This window comes from Candidatus Blastococcus massiliensis AP3, assembly GCF_000582785.1.
Classification (GTDB): Bacteria; Actinomycetota; Actinomycetes; order Mycobacteriales; family Geodermatophilaceae; genus Blastococcus; species Blastococcus massiliensis.
In genome coordinates this window covers 640,039-655,151 of sequence record NZ_HG931174.1, presented here as the reverse complement: position 1 = coordinate 655,151, position 15,113 = coordinate 640,039, and the positions used below count along the sequence as shown (strand labels likewise).

The 15,113-nt window shown below is 73.9% G+C and carries 18 protein-coding genes and 1 pseudogene; 12 read left to right on the top strand and 7 right to left on the bottom strand.

Features of this window, described 5'->3' with window-relative positions; translation table 11 throughout:
- Window positions 1–17 precede the first annotated feature (17 nt).
- Together BN344_RS11630 and BN344_RS11625 are read left to right on the top strand one after the other, a co-directional pair.
- A complete protein-coding gene (locus BN344_RS11630) occupies window positions 18–1,304 on the top strand; it encodes an aminotransferase class I/II-fold pyridoxal phosphate-dependent enzyme (protein ID WP_051515813.1) in 1,287 nt (428 codons plus the stop codon).
- 46 nt (window positions 1,305–1,350) lie between these two features.
- Window positions 1,351–2,106, top strand: coding sequence for a phosphoglyceromutase (locus BN344_RS11625; protein ID WP_040338621.1), 756 nt, complete (start codon window positions 1,351–1,353; stop codon window positions 2,104–2,106).
- A gap of 155 nt (window positions 2,107–2,261) precedes the next feature.
- Here the strand turns inward: BN344_RS11625 and phoU are convergent, their stop codons facing one another.
- The gene (gene phoU, locus BN344_RS11620) at window positions 2,262–2,924 is read right to left on the bottom strand and encodes a phosphate signaling complex protein PhoU (RefSeq protein WP_040339146.1); all 663 of its coding nucleotides are present in this window, start codon (window positions 2,922–2,924) and stop codon (window positions 2,262–2,264) included.
- 185 nt (window positions 2,925–3,109) lie between these two features.
- Between phoU and BN344_RS11615 the strand changes: the two genes are divergently transcribed.
- Window positions 3,110–4,315, top strand: coding sequence for a sensor histidine kinase (locus BN344_RS11615; protein ID WP_040339145.1), 1,206 nt, complete (start codon window positions 3,110–3,112; stop codon window positions 4,313–4,315).
- Window positions 4,312–4,998, top strand: coding sequence for a response regulator transcription factor (locus BN344_RS11610; RefSeq protein ID WP_040338620.1), 687 nt, complete (start codon window positions 4,312–4,314; stop codon window positions 4,996–4,998). Before BN344_RS11615 ends, BN344_RS11610 begins: the two co-directional genes overlap by 4 nt.
- Window positions 4,999–5,091: 93 nt before the next feature.
- On the opposite strand, the gene BN344_RS11605 is transcribed toward BN344_RS11610, so the two are convergent.
- Together BN344_RS11605 and BN344_RS11600 are read right to left on the bottom strand one after the other, a co-directional pair.
- Complete coding sequence (locus BN344_RS11605; RefSeq protein ID WP_040338619.1) at window positions 5,092–5,286, bottom strand: DUF3072 domain-containing protein; 195 nt, start codon at window positions 5,284–5,286, stop codon at window positions 5,092–5,094.
- A 10-nt stretch (window positions 5,287–5,296) separates the two neighbouring features.
- Window positions 5,297–5,518: a hypothetical protein gene (locus BN344_RS11600; protein ID WP_040339144.1), complete on the bottom strand. Its 222-nt coding sequence runs from the start codon at window positions 5,516–5,518 to the stop codon at window positions 5,297–5,299.
- A gap of 81 nt (window positions 5,519–5,599) precedes the next feature.
- On the opposite strand from BN344_RS11600, the gene BN344_RS11595 reads away from it, so the two are divergent.
- The gene (locus BN344_RS11595; protein WP_040338618.1) at window positions 5,600–6,691 is read left to right on the top strand and encodes a helix-turn-helix domain-containing protein; all 1,092 of its coding nucleotides are present in this window, start codon (window positions 5,600–5,602) and stop codon (window positions 6,689–6,691) included.
- Here BN344_RS11595 and BN344_RS11590 read toward each other — a convergent pair.
- Window positions 6,584–7,396 carry a hypothetical protein gene (locus BN344_RS11590; RefSeq protein ID WP_081788562.1) on the bottom strand — a complete coding sequence of 271 codons (813 nt, stop codon included), beginning with the start codon at window positions 7,394–7,396 and terminating at the stop codon, window positions 6,584–6,586. The two genes, BN344_RS11595 and BN344_RS11590, sit on opposite strands and share 108 nt — an antisense overlap.
- Before the next feature lie 88 nt (window positions 7,397–7,484).
- On the opposite strand from BN344_RS11590, the gene BN344_RS11585 reads away from it, so the two are divergent.
- Window positions 7,485–8,429 carry a Ppx/GppA family phosphatase gene (locus BN344_RS11585; protein ID WP_040338616.1) on the top strand — a complete coding sequence of 315 codons (945 nt, stop codon included), beginning with the start codon at window positions 7,485–7,487 and terminating at the stop codon, window positions 8,427–8,429.
- Window positions 8,429–9,325 carry a hypothetical protein gene (locus tag BN344_RS21035; protein ID WP_040339143.1) on the top strand — a complete coding sequence of 299 codons (897 nt, stop codon included), beginning with the start codon at window positions 8,429–8,431 and terminating at the stop codon, window positions 9,323–9,325. The genes BN344_RS11585 and BN344_RS21035 overlap by 1 nt, the downstream gene beginning before the upstream one ends.
- 10 nt (window positions 9,326–9,335) lie before the next feature.
- On the opposite strand, the gene BN344_RS11575 is transcribed toward BN344_RS21035, so the two are convergent.
- A complete protein-coding gene (locus BN344_RS11575) occupies window positions 9,336–9,923 on the bottom strand; it encodes a type 1 glutamine amidotransferase domain-containing protein (protein ID WP_040338615.1) in 588 nt (195 codons plus the stop codon).
- A 111-nt stretch (window positions 9,924–10,034) separates the two neighbouring features.
- Between BN344_RS11575 and proC the strand changes: the two genes are divergently transcribed.
- The 5 genes from proC (at window position 10,035) to BN344_RS11555 (ending at window position 13,879) form a co-directional block, all read left to right on the top strand.
- Window positions 10,035–10,850 carry a pyrroline-5-carboxylate reductase gene (gene proC, locus BN344_RS11570; protein ID WP_081788561.1) on the top strand — a complete coding sequence of 272 codons (816 nt, stop codon included), beginning with the start codon at window positions 10,035–10,037 and terminating at the stop codon, window positions 10,848–10,850.
- 356 nt (window positions 10,851–11,206) lie between these two features.
- Window positions 11,207–11,548, top strand: coding sequence for a helix-turn-helix domain-containing protein (locus tag BN344_RS21270; protein WP_170977723.1), 342 nt, complete (start codon window positions 11,207–11,209; stop codon window positions 11,546–11,548).
- A gap of 214 nt (window positions 11,549–11,762) precedes the next feature.
- Window positions 11,763–11,861 (top strand): 30S ribosomal protein bS22, encoded by a 99-nt coding sequence (locus BN344_RS19560; protein WP_012854759.1) that lies wholly within the window; start codon window positions 11,763–11,765, stop codon window positions 11,859–11,861.
- A gap of 10 nt (window positions 11,862–11,871) precedes the next feature.
- Window positions 11,872–12,978 carry an NAD-dependent epimerase/dehydratase family protein gene (locus tag BN344_RS11560; RefSeq protein WP_040338614.1) on the top strand — a complete coding sequence of 369 codons (1,107 nt, stop codon included), beginning with the start codon at window positions 11,872–11,874 and terminating at the stop codon, window positions 12,976–12,978.
- Window positions 12,971–13,879 (top strand): lysophospholipid acyltransferase family protein, encoded by a 909-nt coding sequence (locus BN344_RS11555; RefSeq protein ID WP_040338613.1) that lies wholly within the window; start codon window positions 12,971–12,973, stop codon window positions 13,877–13,879. The genes BN344_RS11560 and BN344_RS11555 overlap by 8 nt, the downstream gene beginning before the upstream one ends.
- 13 nt (window positions 13,880–13,892) lie before the next feature.
- On the opposite strand, the gene BN344_RS11550 is transcribed toward BN344_RS11555, so the two are convergent.
- Window positions 13,893–14,819 carry an HAD family hydrolase gene (locus tag BN344_RS11550; RefSeq protein ID WP_040338612.1) on the bottom strand — a complete coding sequence of 309 codons (927 nt, stop codon included), beginning with the start codon at window positions 14,817–14,819 and terminating at the stop codon, window positions 13,893–13,895.
- 93 nt (window positions 14,820–14,912) lie between these two features.
- Window positions 14,913–15,113 (bottom strand): annotated as a pseudogene (locus tag BN344_RS20275) (hypothetical protein); the annotation flags it as partial.

Below are 15,113 nucleotides of genomic sequence, written 5' to 3'. Positions count from 1 at the left end.
CCGGGGGAGAACCACCTGTGACCGACGGCCTCGTCGCCGCCCGCTCTGACCTGCCCGCCGCACTGCGCGGCCGTCGCGACCCGTTCGCGCCGTTGCACGAGAACCCGCTCGCCGCACTGCTCCGCGATCCGCGGCACCCCGGCTCGGCGTCGGCCGCCGTGCCCACCGGGGGTGCGCCGCTACCGGTGACCCGGTACGCCGACGGCCGGGACCGCGTCAACCTGGGCACGGGCAACTACCTCGGCCTCGCCGGCGACCGGCGCGTGGTCGAGTCGGCGACCGAGGCTCTGCGCCGGTACGGCACCAGCGCCTCGGGCAGCCGCGTGCTCAACGGCACCACCCGGCTGCACCTGCAGCTGGAGGAGGAGCTCGCCGACCTGTACGGCACCGAGGCCGCGGTCCTGACCTCGTCGGGGGTCAACGCCAACGTCGCGCTGCTGTCGACGATCTGCACCCCCGACGACGTGCTGCTCGTCGACGCGCACGTGCACGCGAGCCTGCACGCCGCGGCCGCGGCCAGCCGCGGCCAGGTGGTCCGCTGGTCGCACAACGACCTGGAGTCACTCGCCTCGCGGTTGCAGCAGCTGGACCCGCGGGCCGGTGCGGTGGTCGTCGTGGACGGCGTCTACTCGATGACCGGCGAGCTCGCGCCGCTCCGGGAGATCACCGACCTCTGCGCGCGCCACGGCGCCCGGCTGGTGGTGGACGAGGCCCACGGGCTCGGGGTGCTGGGCGACGGCGGGCGGGGTGCCGGCGAGGAGCTCGGCGTCCTGGACGACGTGGATGCGGTGACGATCGCGCTCAGCAAGTCGCTGGCCAGCGTGGGCGGCGCGATCATGACCACCCGCGCCGCCGCCGACGGCATCCGGGCCGCGGCGATGCCCTACGTCTTCAGCGCCGCCAACGACCCGGCCTCGGTCGCCGCCGCTCTCACCGCTGTGCGGATCATGCGGGCCGAGCCGGAGCGGATCTCCCGCCTGCAGGACAACTGCGCGTTGCTGCGCCGCGTGCTCACCGACGCCGGCGCCCGGCCGATCGAGGGCCGAGGTGCGGTGGTCGCCGTTCCGACCGGCTCCGACGAGGCCACCGGTGCGGCCTGGCGGACGGCCTTCGACAACGGCGTCTACACCAACGCCGTCGCCTACCCGGCGGTCCCGCGCGGACGGGGGGTGCTCCGGCTGACCGTCATGGCGACGCACAACGAGGCACAGCTGCGCGCCGCGGGTGAGCTCGTCGCGGCGGCCGTGCGCGCCGCACAGGGGGAGCACGGCGACGGGGTGGACGACCGCCGGAGCGTCGCGTGAACCGGGCTCGCGCTGCGGCCGCGGGGCGTTCGGGCAGGATGAGCGGGTGACTTCTACGGGAACCCTCGTGCTGCTCCGCCACGGCGAGAGCGAGTGGAACAAGGCCAACCTGTTCACCGGCTGGGTCGACGTGCCCCTGACGGACAAGGGGCGCGTCGAGGCCGCCCGCGGTGGCCAGCTGCTGGCCGAGCAGGGGCTGCTGCCCGACGTCGCGCACACCTCCCTGCTCCGCCGGGCGATCATGACCGCCGAGCTGGCCCTGCACGAGGCCGACCGGCAGTGGATCCCCGTGAAGCGCTCCTGGCGGCTCAACGAGCGGCACTACGGCGCCCTGCAGGGCAAGGACAAGGCTGCCACCCTCGCGGAGTACGGCGAGGAGCAGTTCATGACCTGGCGCCGGTCCTACGACACCCCGCCGCCGCCGATCGACCCCGGTGACGAGTACAGCCAGGACGGCGACGCCCGCTACTCGTTCCTGCCGCCGGAGGCCCGGCCCGCCACCGAGTGCCTCGAGGACGTCGTGGTCCGGATGCTGCCGTACTGGTACGACGCGATCGTCCCGGACCTGCGGGAGGGCCGGACGGTGCTCGTCGCCGCGCACGGCAACAGCCTGCGGGCGCTCGTGAAGCACCTCGACGGCATGGGCGACGACGAGGTCGTCGGCCTCAACATCCCGACCGGCGTGCCGCTGCGCTACGACCTGGACGACGACCTGCGACCGGTGAAGCCCGGCGGCGAGTACCTCGACCCGGCCGCTGCTGCCGCCGCCATCGAGGCCGTCAAGAACCAGGGCAAGCACTGACGAGGGTCCCCGAGGAAGTGCTTGGAGCCGCCCCGCGAGGCGCGCCGACGAGCGGGGATGCGGAGCGTCCCCCGAGGAGGCTGCGGGATGGGCTCAGCGCAGCAGGGGTACGGGTCCTGGCCGCGGTGCGGTCCGGAGGACCGCCATGTCATCGCTCAGGGCTGGGTGGTCTCGGGAGCGTGCCGCTCGCCCGTGACCAGGTAGACGACGCGGCGAGCGACGCTGACGGCGTGGTCGGCGAACCGCTCGTAGTAGCGGCCGAGCAGGGTCACGTCGATCGCCGTCTCGACGCCGTGCGGCCAGCTGTCCGCGAGCAGCTCGCGGAACAGGCCGCGGTGGATCCGGTCCATGGCGTCGTCGTCGGTCTCGAGCTCGCGGGCCTTCTCGACGTTCCGGGTGGCGATCACGGTGCCGGCCTTGGCGACCAGCATCTCCGCGACGTGGCCCGCCTCGAGGAACGCCGGGCGGACCTCCTGCGGCACGGCGTGGTCCGGGAAGCGCATCCGCGCCACCTTCGCGATGTGCTCGGCGAGGTCGCCCATGCGCTCGAGGTCGCTGGCGATGCGGGTGGAGACGACGATCGTGCGCAGGTCGGTCGCCACCGGCTGCTGCCGCGCGAGCAGCGTGAAGCAGCGCTGGTCGATGCTCTCGCGGGTGGCGTCGATCTGCTCGTCACCGGCGATGACCAGGTCGGCCAGCGCCACGTCGGCGTCGAGCAGCGCGGTCGTGGCAGTGCTGATCTGCGAGCCCACGGTGTTGGCCATCTCGACCAGGCAGTTGCGGATGTCGTCGAGTTCCTCGTGGTAGCTGTCGCGCACGTCGTCCTCCTGGAGGGGCGGCACCTCGCCGCCGCCGGTCGGAACCGACCCTAGGCCCGTTCCGCGGGTCTCCGGTCGCGCGCAGGTGAACGCGGACCCACACGAGCATGAACACTCCCTCGTCGGGGGTCCCCGATCAGGTGTTCGGGCCGGTCGGCCCCGTCCCCGCACCTAGCATCGGAACCGTGAGTCCGCTGGTCGCCCTCGTGGTGGGCCTCGTCCTGGGTGGGGCCGTGGCCGTCACGGTCGTGCTCGGGACCCGTCGCGACTTCGGCGGCCCCCGCCCCGACCCGCAGGTGCGCGCCCTGCCGGAGGCGGCGATGGCCCGCCGGCTGGTGGACCAGATGGACCCGGCCGTGGTCCTCGTCGACGTCGACGACGCCGTCCTGCTGGCCAACCCGGCCGCCCGCGCGCTCGGCATCGTCCGCGGCACGCGGCTGCTCGTGCCCGAACTGCTCGACGTGGCGCACGCCGTCCGCTCCGGGACGCCGCGCCGCACCGAGGTGCGGCTGCCCGGCAGCCTGGTCGGCGCGGGACCCCGGATGATGAGCGTGCACGGGGTGCGGCTGGACAGCGGCACGGCGCCGCCGCCGGGACCGGTGGGGCTGGTCCTGCAGGACATCACCGAGGCCCGCCGCACCGAGGCGGTGCGCCGCGACTTCGTCGCGAACGTCGGGCACGAGCTGAAGACGCCGGTGGGCGCGCTCGCCCTGCTGGCCGAGGCGATCGAGGGCGCGGCCGACGACCCGGAGGCGGTGCAGCGGTTCGCGGCCCGCATCGCGCACGAGGCCGACCGGCTCGCCCACCTGGTCCGGGAACTCATCGACCTCTCCCGCCTGCAGGGTGGCGAGCCGCTCCCCGAGCTCGTCCCCGTGGCCGTGGACGGCGTGCTGGCGGAGGCGGTCGACCGCACCCGCACGGCCGCCCGCGCCAAGAACCTGGACATCGCCGTCGGCGGACAGCCGGGCCTCGTGGTGCGCGGCGTGGAGAGCCAGCTGGCCACCGCGGTCACCAATCTGCTGGCCAACGCCGTCGCTTACAGCAGCGGGGAGTCACGCATCGCCGTGGCCGCCCGCGCCCGCTCCGGGTTCGCGGAGATCACCGTCACCGACAGCGGCATCGGCATCCCGCGCCAGGACCGGCAGCGGGTGTTCGAGCGCTTCTACCGCGTCGACCAGTCCCGGGCCAGCAGCACCGGCGGCACCGGGCTGGGCCTGGCCATCGTCAAGCACGTCGCCAGCAACCACGGCGGCGCGGTGACGGTGTGGAGCGAGGAGGGGGTGGGCTCGACGTTCACGCTGCGCATCCCCCTGGTCGCCGACGCTCCCGCGCCCGACGCACCGTCTTCCGGCGACGCCGTCGCCGCCGACCCCGGGAAGGGGACCGCATGACCCGCGTGCTGGTGGTGGAGGACGAGGAGTCCTTCTCCGATGCGCTCTCCTACATGCTCCGCCGCGAGGGCTTTGAAGCCGTCGTGGCGGCCACCGGGCCCGACGCGCTCGCCGAGTTCGACCGCGGGGGAGCGGACATCGTGCTGCTCGACCTCATGCTGCCCGGGCTGTCGGGCACCGAGGTCTGCCGGCAGCTCCGTGCCCGCAGCGGCGTGCCGATCATCATGCTGACCGCCAAGGACGGCGAGATCGACAAGGTCGTCGGCCTGGAACTGGGCGCCGACGACTACGTCACCAAGCCGTACTCCGCCCGCGAGCTCGTCGCCCGCATCCGGGCGGTGCTCCGGCGCCGTGGCGAGACGAGCGAGGCGGGGTCCTCGGAGGCGGTGCTGGAGGCCGGACCGGTGCGGATGGACGTCGAGCGGCACGTCGTCGCCCTGGACGGCCAGCCGGTGGCGCTGCCGCTCAAGGAGTTCGACCTCCTGGAGTTCCTGCTGCGCAACGCCGGCCGGGTGCTGACCCGCGCCCAGCTCATCGACCGGGTGTGGGGGTCGGACTACGTGGGCGACACCAAGACTCTCGACGTCCACGTCAAGCGGCTGCGGGCCAAGCTCGAGCCCGACCCCGCCAACCCCCGGTACCTGCTGACGGTGCGGGGCCTGGGCTACAAGCTCGAGGCCTGAAAGAGGACCCCCAGCCCCCCACCGCTCGCAGGCTCGCGGCGGGCCCCTGCTGGGGGCCGAACTGCTCGCTCGACCTTCGGGCTCAGTTCTGGGTCAGTTCTTCAGCTCGTCGATCTTCTGGGAGGCCTCGGCCTTGGTGAGGTCCTCGGGCACGTCCTCGTCCGAGTTGCGGGCGAGCGTCTCGAGGTATCTCTTCTGGGCGCCGGTGGCCGGCTCGTCGCCGGTCACCCAGTCGGAGGGGTCCTTCTCCGGCGAGGCGGCCGGCTGGTTCGCATCGTCTTCGCTCATGTGTTCGATGCTAGGCCGGGGTGGGCGCCTCCGCCCGCCGGACGGCGACCTCGAGCGCTGCCGCCCGGCGGGCGCTCTCGAGGCGCCGCCCGGTCCGGTGCACGTGCTCCTGGCCGCAGGCGGGGCACGTGGCGGAGACGGCGATGGAGTCGGGGTGGTTGACGATCGACCGGACGGCGGCGATCGACACCAGTGCGCGGGTGCCCGTGACGGGGCAGGTGATCAGCAACATGCGAGCAGCCTGCTCGGCGGTGATCACCGGGACGAGTGGCAGGAATGACCACTACCGTCGGTTTTCTGCCAGGATGCCGTCATGGCCGGTCAGGACAGCTCCGAGCGCCCCGTCGTCGTCAGCGCCGTCGTCGCCGACGGGCTGGTGGGCAGCTTCGGCCTCGGGGTGTGCAACGAGGTGTTCGGCTACGACCGCAGGCACCTGGGGCTGCCCCGGTTCGACTTCGCGGTGGTCGCCGAGGAGCCGGGCGTCCTGCGCACCGACACCGGCATGGGCGTCCTCGTCGAGCACGGGTTTGAGCGGCTGGACCGCTCCGACATCGTGCTGCTGACGGCGTGGGAGCTGTTCGAGGACGTCCCGTCCGAAGCGCTGCTCGACGCCGTCCGGGCGGCGCACGCCCGCGGCGCGATCATCATCAGCCACTGCACCGGCGCCTTCGTGCTGGCCGCCGCCGGATTGCTCGAGGGCATGCGGGTCGCCACGCACTGGCGCTACGCCGGGGAACTCGCCGCGCGCTTCCCGGACCTCGACGTCGACCCGATGGTGCTCTACGTCGACAACGGCCGGATCCTCACCGGCGCCGGGACCGCCGCGGGCGTGGACACGATGCTGCACCTGGTCCGGCGCGAGTGGGGTGCCGCGGCGGCGAACGCCCTGGCCCGCGAGATGGTCGTGCCGCCGCACCGCGACGGCGGGCAGGCGCAGTACATCGACGCACCGGTCGCCCGCTGCGAGGACGACCTGCTCGGCACCGTCCTCGCCTGGGCCGGTGCCCACCTCGACCAGGACATCAGCGTCGAGGTGCTCGCCCGCCGGGCGCTGATGAGCCCGCGCACCTTCGCCCGCCGGTTCAAGGCCACGACGGGGACGACGCCGCACGCCTGGCTGCTGCAGCAGCGGATCTCCGCCGCCGAGGCGTTGCTCGAGGAGACCGACGCCTCGATCGAGGAGATCGCCCGGCTGGTCGGCTTCGGCACCGCGGCGGGGCTGCGCGAGCAGTTCGGCCGCCGCCGCGGGGTCTCGCCGCGGGCCTACCGCCAGACGTTCAGGACGTCGGCCGCCGGCTCAGCCGTGGGGGCGGTGCCGGAGCAGCTCGACGGGCACCGGTCGGGGGCTGGCCGGGTGGGGGGCCACGAGACCCTGGTCGAGCCGCGCCTCGGCCAGCCGGCGTAGCTCCTCGTAGGCCGGCGCGCCGAGGAGCGCGGTGAGCTCCGCCGCGTAGGTCTCCACGAGCGGCTCCGGCGCGACGTGCGCCGTGGGGGAGCCGGTGCACCACCAGTGCAGGTCCTGCCCGCCGGGGCCCCAGCCGCGGCGGTCGAACTCGCCCACGGTGCTCACCAGCACCCGGGTGCCGTCGGCCCGCTCCACGTGCTCCTGCTCCCGGCGCACCGGCAGCTGCCAGCAGACGTCGGGCTTGGTGGTCAGGGGGTGCAGCCCGGTGCGCAGCGCCATCCGGTGCAGCGCGCACCCGCCGCCACCGGGGAAGCCGGGTCGGTTGAGGAAGACGCAGGCGCCGTCGACGACCCGGGTGCGGAGCGACCGGGGACCCTCCTCGGCGTCGTCGGCGTCGTCCTCCTCGGTCCACCCGCCGCGGCCGGTGGCGGCGAGCTGCCAGTCGGTCGCGTCGAGGTCGGCCACGGCGGCGGTGACGCGGGCGAGGTCGTCCTCGTCGGTGAAGAAGGCGCCGTGGCTGCAGCAGCCGTCGTCGGGACGGCCCTCGACGACGCCGGCGCAGCCCCGGCCGAAGACGCACGTCCAGGCGGAGGTGAGCCAGGTGAGGTCGGCCCGGACCACGTGCTCCGGATCGGCGGGATCGGAGAACTCCACCCACTCCCGCGGGAAGTCGAGAGCCACCTCGGGAGGTGGGGCGTCGGGCACCCGCCCAGCCTAGATAAGGGACCCCCTCCCCCTCACACCTCGCTCCGCTCGGCGTGAGCCTCCGGAGGGGGCCAGGCAGACTGGGGGGATGCGGCTGGGTGTGCTCGACGTCGGTTCCAACACCGTCCACCTCCTCGTCGTCGACGCACACCGCGGAGCCCACCCCACCCCGATGCACGACGACCGCTGGGCGCTGCACCTGGCCGAGCACATCGGACCGGACGAGGTGCTCTCGCGCGTCGGCGAGAAAGCGCTCCTGCAGGCGGTGCAGGAGGCGTGCGACCAGGCGGAGAAGCAGGGGTGCGACGAGTTCATGGCGTTGGCGACCTCGGCGATCCGCGAGGCGCGCAACGGGGAGGAGGTGCTGGACCGCGTCCGGCAGTCCACAGGTGTGGAGCTGCGGGTCCTCACCGGTGAGGACGAGGCGCGGCTGACCTTCCTGGCGGTCCGCCGCTGGTTCGGCTGGAGCGCCGGCCGGCTGCTGGTGCTCGACATCGGGGGTGGCTCGCTCGAGCTCGCCGTCGGCATCGACGAACTGCCCGATGTGGCCGTCTCGCTCCCCCTGGGTGCGGGCCGGATGACCCGGCGCTTCCTCCCCGACGCCCTCGCCGGCGGGCGCCCCGACCTCGGCGCCCTGGCCGCACTGGACCGGCACGCCGTCGACCTGCTCGAGCCCGCGGTCGAGCGCCTCCGTGCGGCCGGGCCGCCGGACCTCGTGGCGGCGACCAGCAAGACGTTCCGCACGCTCGCGCGGCTGACCGGGGCGGCGCCGTCGTCGGCCGGCATCCGCACGCCTCGCGAGCTGTCCCTGACGGGTCTGGACCAGCTGGTGCGGTTCGTGTCGCGCATCGAGTCGGGTGCGCTGGCCGAGCTGCCGGGCGTCTCTGCGTCCCGTGCGCACCAGGTTCCCGCGGGAGCGACTGTCGCTGCCGCCTCCATGCGCCTCCTGGACGTACCGTTCGTCCGGATCTGCCCGTGGGCGCTGCGCGAGGGCGTGATCCTGCGCAGACTGGACTCGATGGAAGGGGCGTGATGGCCGAACCGGACTGGAATCCCGACACGGGCGGTCGCCCGCTCGCGGAGATCCTGCGCGAGGCCGGTATCGACACGTCCCGGGCCGCGAAGCGGCGTCGCTGGGACGACCCCGACGAGCAGCCCATCCGGCAGCGCCGTCCCGACGCCGAACCGGCCGGGCGCCCGGCCTTCGGTCGCCGCAGGACCGACCTCGAGGACGCCGAACCGGCCGCCCGGTCCTCCCGCGGCAGCTCCGCACGTCCCGAGGCCGCACGTCCCGAGGCCGCCCGGTCCGGCGCCTCCCGGTTCTCCGCGGCTCCTCCGAAGGTCCGCCCATCGGCCCCGCCGTCGCCCCGCGACCGCCGCCCCGTCGCGGATCCCTCCACCGCGGCGATCCCCGGCCTCCGGCCGGAGCGGGCACCGGCCGTACCGCACCCGTCGGCCCCGCTGCCCGACGTCACCGTCGGCGCGCTGCGCGACGAGCGGGACCCGCTCCGCGACACCGGCCGCGCCACGGGTCGGCCGGTCCGGGCCGGGCAGCGGGCCGCCCCGCGGGACGAGCACTTCTCCACCGGCCCGATCCCCGTCGTCCGGGCCACCGACGTCGACGACCTCGACGACGACGCCACCCCGCAGGAGAGCGCGCTCGCCTGGCTGCGCTTCGCGGGCGAGCTGGTCATCGCGCTGGCCGTGGGGGTCGGCGTCTTCTTCGCCGCCACCGTGCTGTGGGAGATGGCTTCCTACGTCGCCCTGCTGCTCGTGCCCCTGGCGGTGACCGGCCTGGTCGCCGGCGTGGGCATGTGGCGGCAGCGGCAGGGGGAGGAGCCGGTCGGTCCGCGGCTGCTGGCGGTCCTGGTCTTCGCCGGCACGCTGCTCACGATCGTCCCCGCGGCGCAGCTGCTCGCGACGCGCTGAGCCCCGCGGCTCAGGCGGACGCGTCCGCGGTCGCGCCGTCCCGCGCCTCTCCCCCGCGCACCGTGGCGAACTCCTCCACGATCGCGGCGCCGAAAGCGTCCAGGTCGTCGGGGTTGCGGCTGGTCACCAGGTTGCCGTCGACGACGACCTCCTCGTCCACCCAGGTGGCGCCCGCGTTGCGCAGGTCGGTCTGCAGCGACGGCCACGAGGTCATCCGCCGGCCCCGGACGACGTCGGCCTCGGCGAGCACCCACGGTGCATGGCAGATGGCCGCGACCGGCTTCCCCGCCTCGAAGAAGGCCTTCACGAACGCCACGGCGTCGGCGTCGGCCCGCACGAAGTCGCCGTTGATGACGCCGCCGGGCAGCACCAGCGCGGCGTAGACGTCGGGGTCGGCGTCGGCGACCGTGGTGTCCACCTTCTTGGTGTCGCCCTTGTCGATGTGCTGGTAGGCGGTGATCGTGCCGCTCTCCAGCGACACCAGCTCGGGCTCGGCGCCGGCCTCCTCCAGTGCCTGCCAGGGCCGGTCCAGCTCGACCTGCTCGACGCCGTCGGTCGCGAGGACCGCCACCTTCATCCCGTCCAGTTCTCCTGCCATGTCGGCGCCGCTACCCGGGGGCCCGGCGGCACACACACCGCGCACTAACGTTCAGGCCATGCCGTGGAGAGCGCGCACCGACACGCAGCGTCGACACGTGGCCGGGTCCCGGTGAGCGCCGGGCGCCGCGGCCTGGCCGTCATCGGCGGCGGCCGGATCGGGGAGGCGCTGCTCGCGGGGCTGGTGCGCCGCAGCGGGGCCGGGGACGTCGTCGTCTGCGAGCGCAGCGCCGAGCGCGCCGCGGAGCTCGCCGACCGCTACGGCGTGGAGCTGGCCGACCTCGAGGGAGCGGCAGCCCGCGCGCGGGTGCTGCTGCTGGCGGTGAAGCCCCAGGACGCGGACGCCGTGCTCGGCTCGCTCGCGCCGTCCGTCGACCCCGGCCACCTCGTCGTCTCGGTCGCCGCGGGCGTGACCACGGCCCGCATCGAGGCGGCGCTGCCGGCGGGGGTGCCGGTGGTGCGGGCCATGCCGAACACGCCCGCCCTCGTCGAAGAGGGCATGAGCGTCCTCTCGGCCGGCGCGCACGCGACCGACGAGCACCTGGACGAGGCCGAGGAGCTGCTGGCCGCGGTCGGCGAGGTGCGGCGGGTGCCCGAGCCGCAGCAGGATGCCGTCACCGCGTTGTCCGGGAGCGGCCCGGCGTACTTCTTCTACCTGGTCGAGGCGATGGTCGACGCCGGTGCGGCGCTGGGGGTGCCCCGCGAGCTGGCCGCGGACCTGGTCGTGCAGACGGCGCTGGGCGCGGCGGTGATGATGCGCGACTCCGGCCAGGAGCCCGAGGCGCTGCGGGCGGCGGTGAGCAGCCCCGGGGGGACGACGGTCGCGGCGATCGCCGAGCTCGACCGGCACGAGGTGCGGGCCGCCATGGCCGCAGCCGTGGCGGCGGCGCACGCTCGATCGGTGGAGCTCGGCGCCCCCGGCAGCTGAGGTCTGCGGGACGCCTGTGGGACCAGGTGTCCGAGCCGGGGCGCGGGGGACCCGTGTTCCTACTGCGGCGCCCTTGCGCTCACTCCGCGCGAGCGGGCGGACACGCTAGCGCAGGAAAGCCAGATCTTCGAGCACGCTGTGTCGTGTCGTCGTCACCCGGTCGGATGACGCGCCGAACCACTTGTCGACGGGTCGACATAGGTGCAGATCTGCCCAGGACGGATCGGTCCGTCTGTTCGATTCATCCATCGCTCCTGTCACGTCCGTCCCCTTACGCTCAGTGTCAGCTCGTGCGTGTTCAGTTGCCGGTGGGGAAGCCGGCGCCACGACTCGAGCTAGGTCCGGAGACGAGAACCATGAGCATGCCCCAGCGCCACGCCGCCACCGTCGTCCGTCCGGGTATCCCGGGCCAGCGCCCGATGGGCCGCCCCATGCCGGCGTCCGCCGTCGCCCGCCCCGTGCCCGCCGCCCACCCGGCCGCCATGCCCGTCGGCCGTCCCAGCGTCCCGGCCCCCCGCGCCGCCGTCACCTTCCTGACCGTCGCCGAGGTCGCCGCGATGATGCGCGTCTCGAAGATGACCGTGTACCGCCTCGTCCACGCCGGCGACCTCTCCGCCGTCCGCGTCGGCCGTTCCTTCCGCGTCCCGGAGCGCGCCGTGCAGGACTACCTGCGCGACGCCTACACCGACATCGCCTGAGAGGCGACGCCGACGGATCGTCGACTGACGCGATGGCCCGGTTCCCCTGGGGAGCCGGGCCTCGCCGTTCTGTGGCGCCGGGTCGGGCCGGAGGATGACGGTCAGTACGGCGTCGTCGTGACACGGCCGGTACGCTCGGACGCCGGGTGACCCGGGCCGACGGCCCGGGCACGAACGAGCGCGATCATTGTCGTCACGACGTCTGGAGCACCACGTGGGTTCGGTCATCAAGAAGCGGCGCAAGCGGATGGCGAAGAAGAAGCACCGCAAGCTGCTGAAGAAGACGCGCGTCCAGCGCCGCAACAAGAAGTGAGCTGACGCTCGTGCCGCCCGCGGTCGTGCTCGTCACCGGTGTCAGCCGGTGGCTGGGCGGAGCGCTGGCGGCCGAGCTCGCAGCCGACCCGTCCATCGAACGGGTCATCGGCGTCGACACCGTCCCGCCATCGCCGGCGATGCTGCGCCGGCTCGGCCGCACGGAGTTCGTCCGGGCCGACATCCGCAACCCGCTGATCGGCAAGGTCATCGCGGCGGCGTCGGTCGACACCGTCGTGCACATGAACATCAGCTCGACCCCGGCCGGCTCCGGCGGGCGCGGTCCGATGAAGGAACTCAACGTCATCGGCACGATGCAGCTGCTGGCCGCCTGCCAGCGTGCCGAGTCGGTGCGCCGCTTCGTGCTCAAGTCGACCACGGCGGTCTACGGCGCCTCGTCGCGCGACCCCGCCGTCTTCACCGAGACGATGCACGCCCGGCAGGTCCCGTCGGGCGGGTTCGCCAAGGACAGCGTCGACATCGAGGGGTACGTGCGCTCGTTCGCGCGGCGCCGGCCGGACGTCGACGTCGCGGTGCTGCGGTTCACCAACTTCATCGGCCCGCGGATCGACTCGCTGCTCACCGGCTTCCTGCGGATGCCCGTCGTCCCCACGGCGCTCGGCTACGACGCGCGGGTCCAGCTGCTGCACGAGGACGACGCCCTGGCGGTCCTCGTGCGCGCGACCACCGGCGACTTCGTGGGCACCGTGAACGTCGGTGGCGCCGGGACGATGCTGCTCTCGCAGGCGATCCGCCGGCTCGGGCACATCGAGGTGCCGCTGCCCACGCCCGCGCTGGGCTCGGTGGGTCGGGTGTCGCGCCGCTTCGGCTTCGTCGACTACTCGCCCGAGCAGATGCGCTTCCTCAACTTCGGCCGCGTCGTCGACACGACGAAGCTGCGCACGGAGTTCGGCTACGTCCCGCGGTACACGACCTCGGACGCGCTGGCCGACTACGCGCGCACGGTCCCACCGGTGATCTCGCCCCGGCTGGTCGAGACGTCGTCGTCACGGGTGCGTGCTGCGCTCACTCGGGTGGGCGACACCGCCGCCGCCGTCGGTGACCGGCTGAACCCCGCCCCACCGGCGCCGGGCCTGCGGGCGGTGCGCGATGCCTGAGGCCCGTGTCATCCCGCTGCGGCCCGACGACGACGAACCGTTCGTCCCGCCGACGGTCTCCCCCGGCTGGGAGGACCAGGTGGCCGCGGCGCTGGACTTCGTGCGCCGCCGCGTCAAGGGTGAGTACGAGACCGACGAGTTCGGCTTCGACCCCGACCTCGCCGACCACGTGCTGCTGCCGATCCTGCGGCCCTTCTTCGAGAAGTGGTTCCGGGTCGAGAGCCTCGGGCTGGAGAACGTGCCCTCGACCGGCGGGGCGCTGCTCGTGGCCAACCACTCCGGCACGATCCCGGTCGATGCGCTGATGACGACGGTCTCGCTGCACGACGAGCACCCGGCGCAGCGCCGGCTGCGCCTGCTCGGCGCCGACCTGGTCTTCGACATCCCGTTCGCCGGCTCCCTCGCGCGCAAGATGGGCACCACGCTGGCCTGCAACGAGGACGCCGAACGGCTGCTCACCGAGGGCGAATTGGTCGGCGTCTTCCCGGAGGGTTTCAAGGGGATCGGCAAGCCGTTCCACGAGCGCTACACGCTGCAGCGGTTCGGCCGCGGCGGCTTCGTGAGCGCCGCCCTGCGCACCGGGGCGCCGATCATCCCGTGCGCGATCGTCGGGGCCGAGGAAATCTACCCGATGATCGGCAACGCGAAGACGGCGGCGCGGCTGCTCGGCCTCCCGTACTTCCCGATCACGCCCACGTTCCCGTTGCTCGGTCCGCTCGGCCTGGTGCCGCTGCCCTCGAAGTGGCTGATCGCCTTCGGGGAGCCGATCGAGACGGCGTCCTACGGCCCGGCGGCGGCCGAGGACCCGATGCTCGTCTTCAACCTCACCGACCAGGTGCGCGAGACCATCCAGCAGTCGCTCTACCAGCTGCTCATGCGCCGCAAGGGCGTCTTCGGCTGACGGAGGACCCCCGTCACCAGGGGAGCTTCTCGCGCCTGCGGAGTGCGATGGCGCCGCCGACCAGGCCGCCGGTGAGCGCTGCGGCGCCCACCGTCGGGATGCCGATCTTGGCGGCCTTGCGACCGGTCCGGAAGTCGCGGATCGTCCAGCCACGGGCCTTGGCGACGGCGCGCAGCTCGGTGTCCGGGTTGACCGCCACCGCGGTGCCGGTCAGCGACAGCATCGGCAGGTCGTTCGCCGAGTCGCTGTAGGCGGTGCAGCGCGACAGGTCCAGGCCCTCGCGCTCGGCCAGGGCCAGGACCGCCTCGGCCTTGGCGGGCCCGTGCATGAGCTCGCCGACCAGCCGTCCGGTGTACGTGCCGTCGACGACCTCGGCGACCGTGCCGAGCGCGCCGGTGAGGCCGAGCCGGTGGGCGATGATCGAGGCCAGCTCGACCGGCGTCGCGGTGACGAGCCAGACGCGCTGACCGTTGTCCAGGTGCTGCTGGGCGAGCGCCCGCGTGCCGGCCCAGATCCGATCGGCCATCAGCTCGTCGTAGATCTCCTCGCTGGCCTGCACGATCTCCGAGACCGGCCGGCCGGCGACGAACGCCAGCGCGTTCTCCCGGATCGTGAGCATGTCGTCCGGGTTGCCCTCGTTGCCGCCGATCCGGAACTTGGCCTGCTGCCACACGAAGCCGGCCATGTCCCGGGTGGAGAAGTACTTGCGGGCGGCCAGACCACGGGCGAACCAGAAGAGCGAGGCGCCCATCATCATCGTGTTGTCGACGTCGAAGAAGGCCGCGGCCGTGGGGTCGGGCTCGACCGCCGGCGGCGGGGCGACGTCCGCGGCGGCGGCCGACGCGGCACCCGCTACGTGGGCGCGGGTCTCGTCGCCCCCGACCTCGTCGGGCGCCACGGGGCGGATGTCCTTGCGGCTGCGAAAGGGCAGTCGCGACACGGTGTCCTCCCTGGATCCGACCCGCCCTGCGCAGCGGGGCACCGACGAGGACGAGCCTATCGGGGGCTCGGTGGAACGGCCGAGACGGCCGCCTCAGCAGCGTCCCAGCCGGAGGACCGTCGGGAGGTCCACGCAGACGTCCAGGGGCAGCGGGGCGTTGATCACCGGAGGCGGCGTGGGGCTCGGCGACGTCGGCGTGGGCGGGTTCAGCAGGTCGGGCAGCGGCGGCAGCAGGCCGCCCGGCGCCGACGGCGAGGGCGCGGAGGGCACCGATGGGGGGCTGGGGGCGCCGGC

Excerpts from the sequence above, each read along its gene's own strand:
- BN344_RS11595 (WP_040338618.1), top strand. The coding sequence starts at position 5,600 with ATGGCCGGTCAGGACAGCTCCGAGCGCCCCGTCGTCGTCAGCGCCGTC.
- BN344_RS21270 (WP_170977723.1), top strand. The coding sequence starts at position 11,207 with ATGAGCATGCCCCAGCGCCACGCCGCCACCGTCGTCCGTCCGGGTATC.
- BN344_RS21035 (WP_040339143.1), top strand. The coding sequence starts at position 8,429 with ATGGCCGAACCGGACTGGAATCCCGACACGGGCGGTCGCCCGCTCGCG.
- BN344_RS11610 (WP_040338620.1), top strand. The coding sequence starts at position 4,312 with ATGACCCGCGTGCTGGTGGTGGAGGACGAGGAGTCCTTCTCCGATGCG.
- BN344_RS11585 (WP_040338616.1), top strand. The coding sequence starts at position 7,485 with ATGCGGCTGGGTGTGCTCGACGTCGGTTCCAACACCGTCCACCTCCTC.
- BN344_RS11605 (WP_040338619.1), bottom strand. The coding sequence starts at position 5,286 with ATGAGCGAAGACGATGCGAACCAGCCGGCCGCCTCGCCGGAGAAGGAC.
- BN344_RS11575 (WP_040338615.1), bottom strand. The coding sequence starts at position 9,923 with ATGGCAGGAGAACTGGACGGGATGAAGGTGGCGGTCCTCGCGACCGAC.
- BN344_RS11555 (WP_040338613.1), top strand. The coding sequence starts at position 12,971 with ATGCCTGAGGCCCGTGTCATCCCGCTGCGGCCCGACGACGACGAACCG.
- BN344_RS11600 (WP_040339144.1), bottom strand. The coding sequence starts at position 5,518 with ATGTTGCTGATCACCTGCCCCGTCACGGGCACCCGCGCACTGGTGTCG.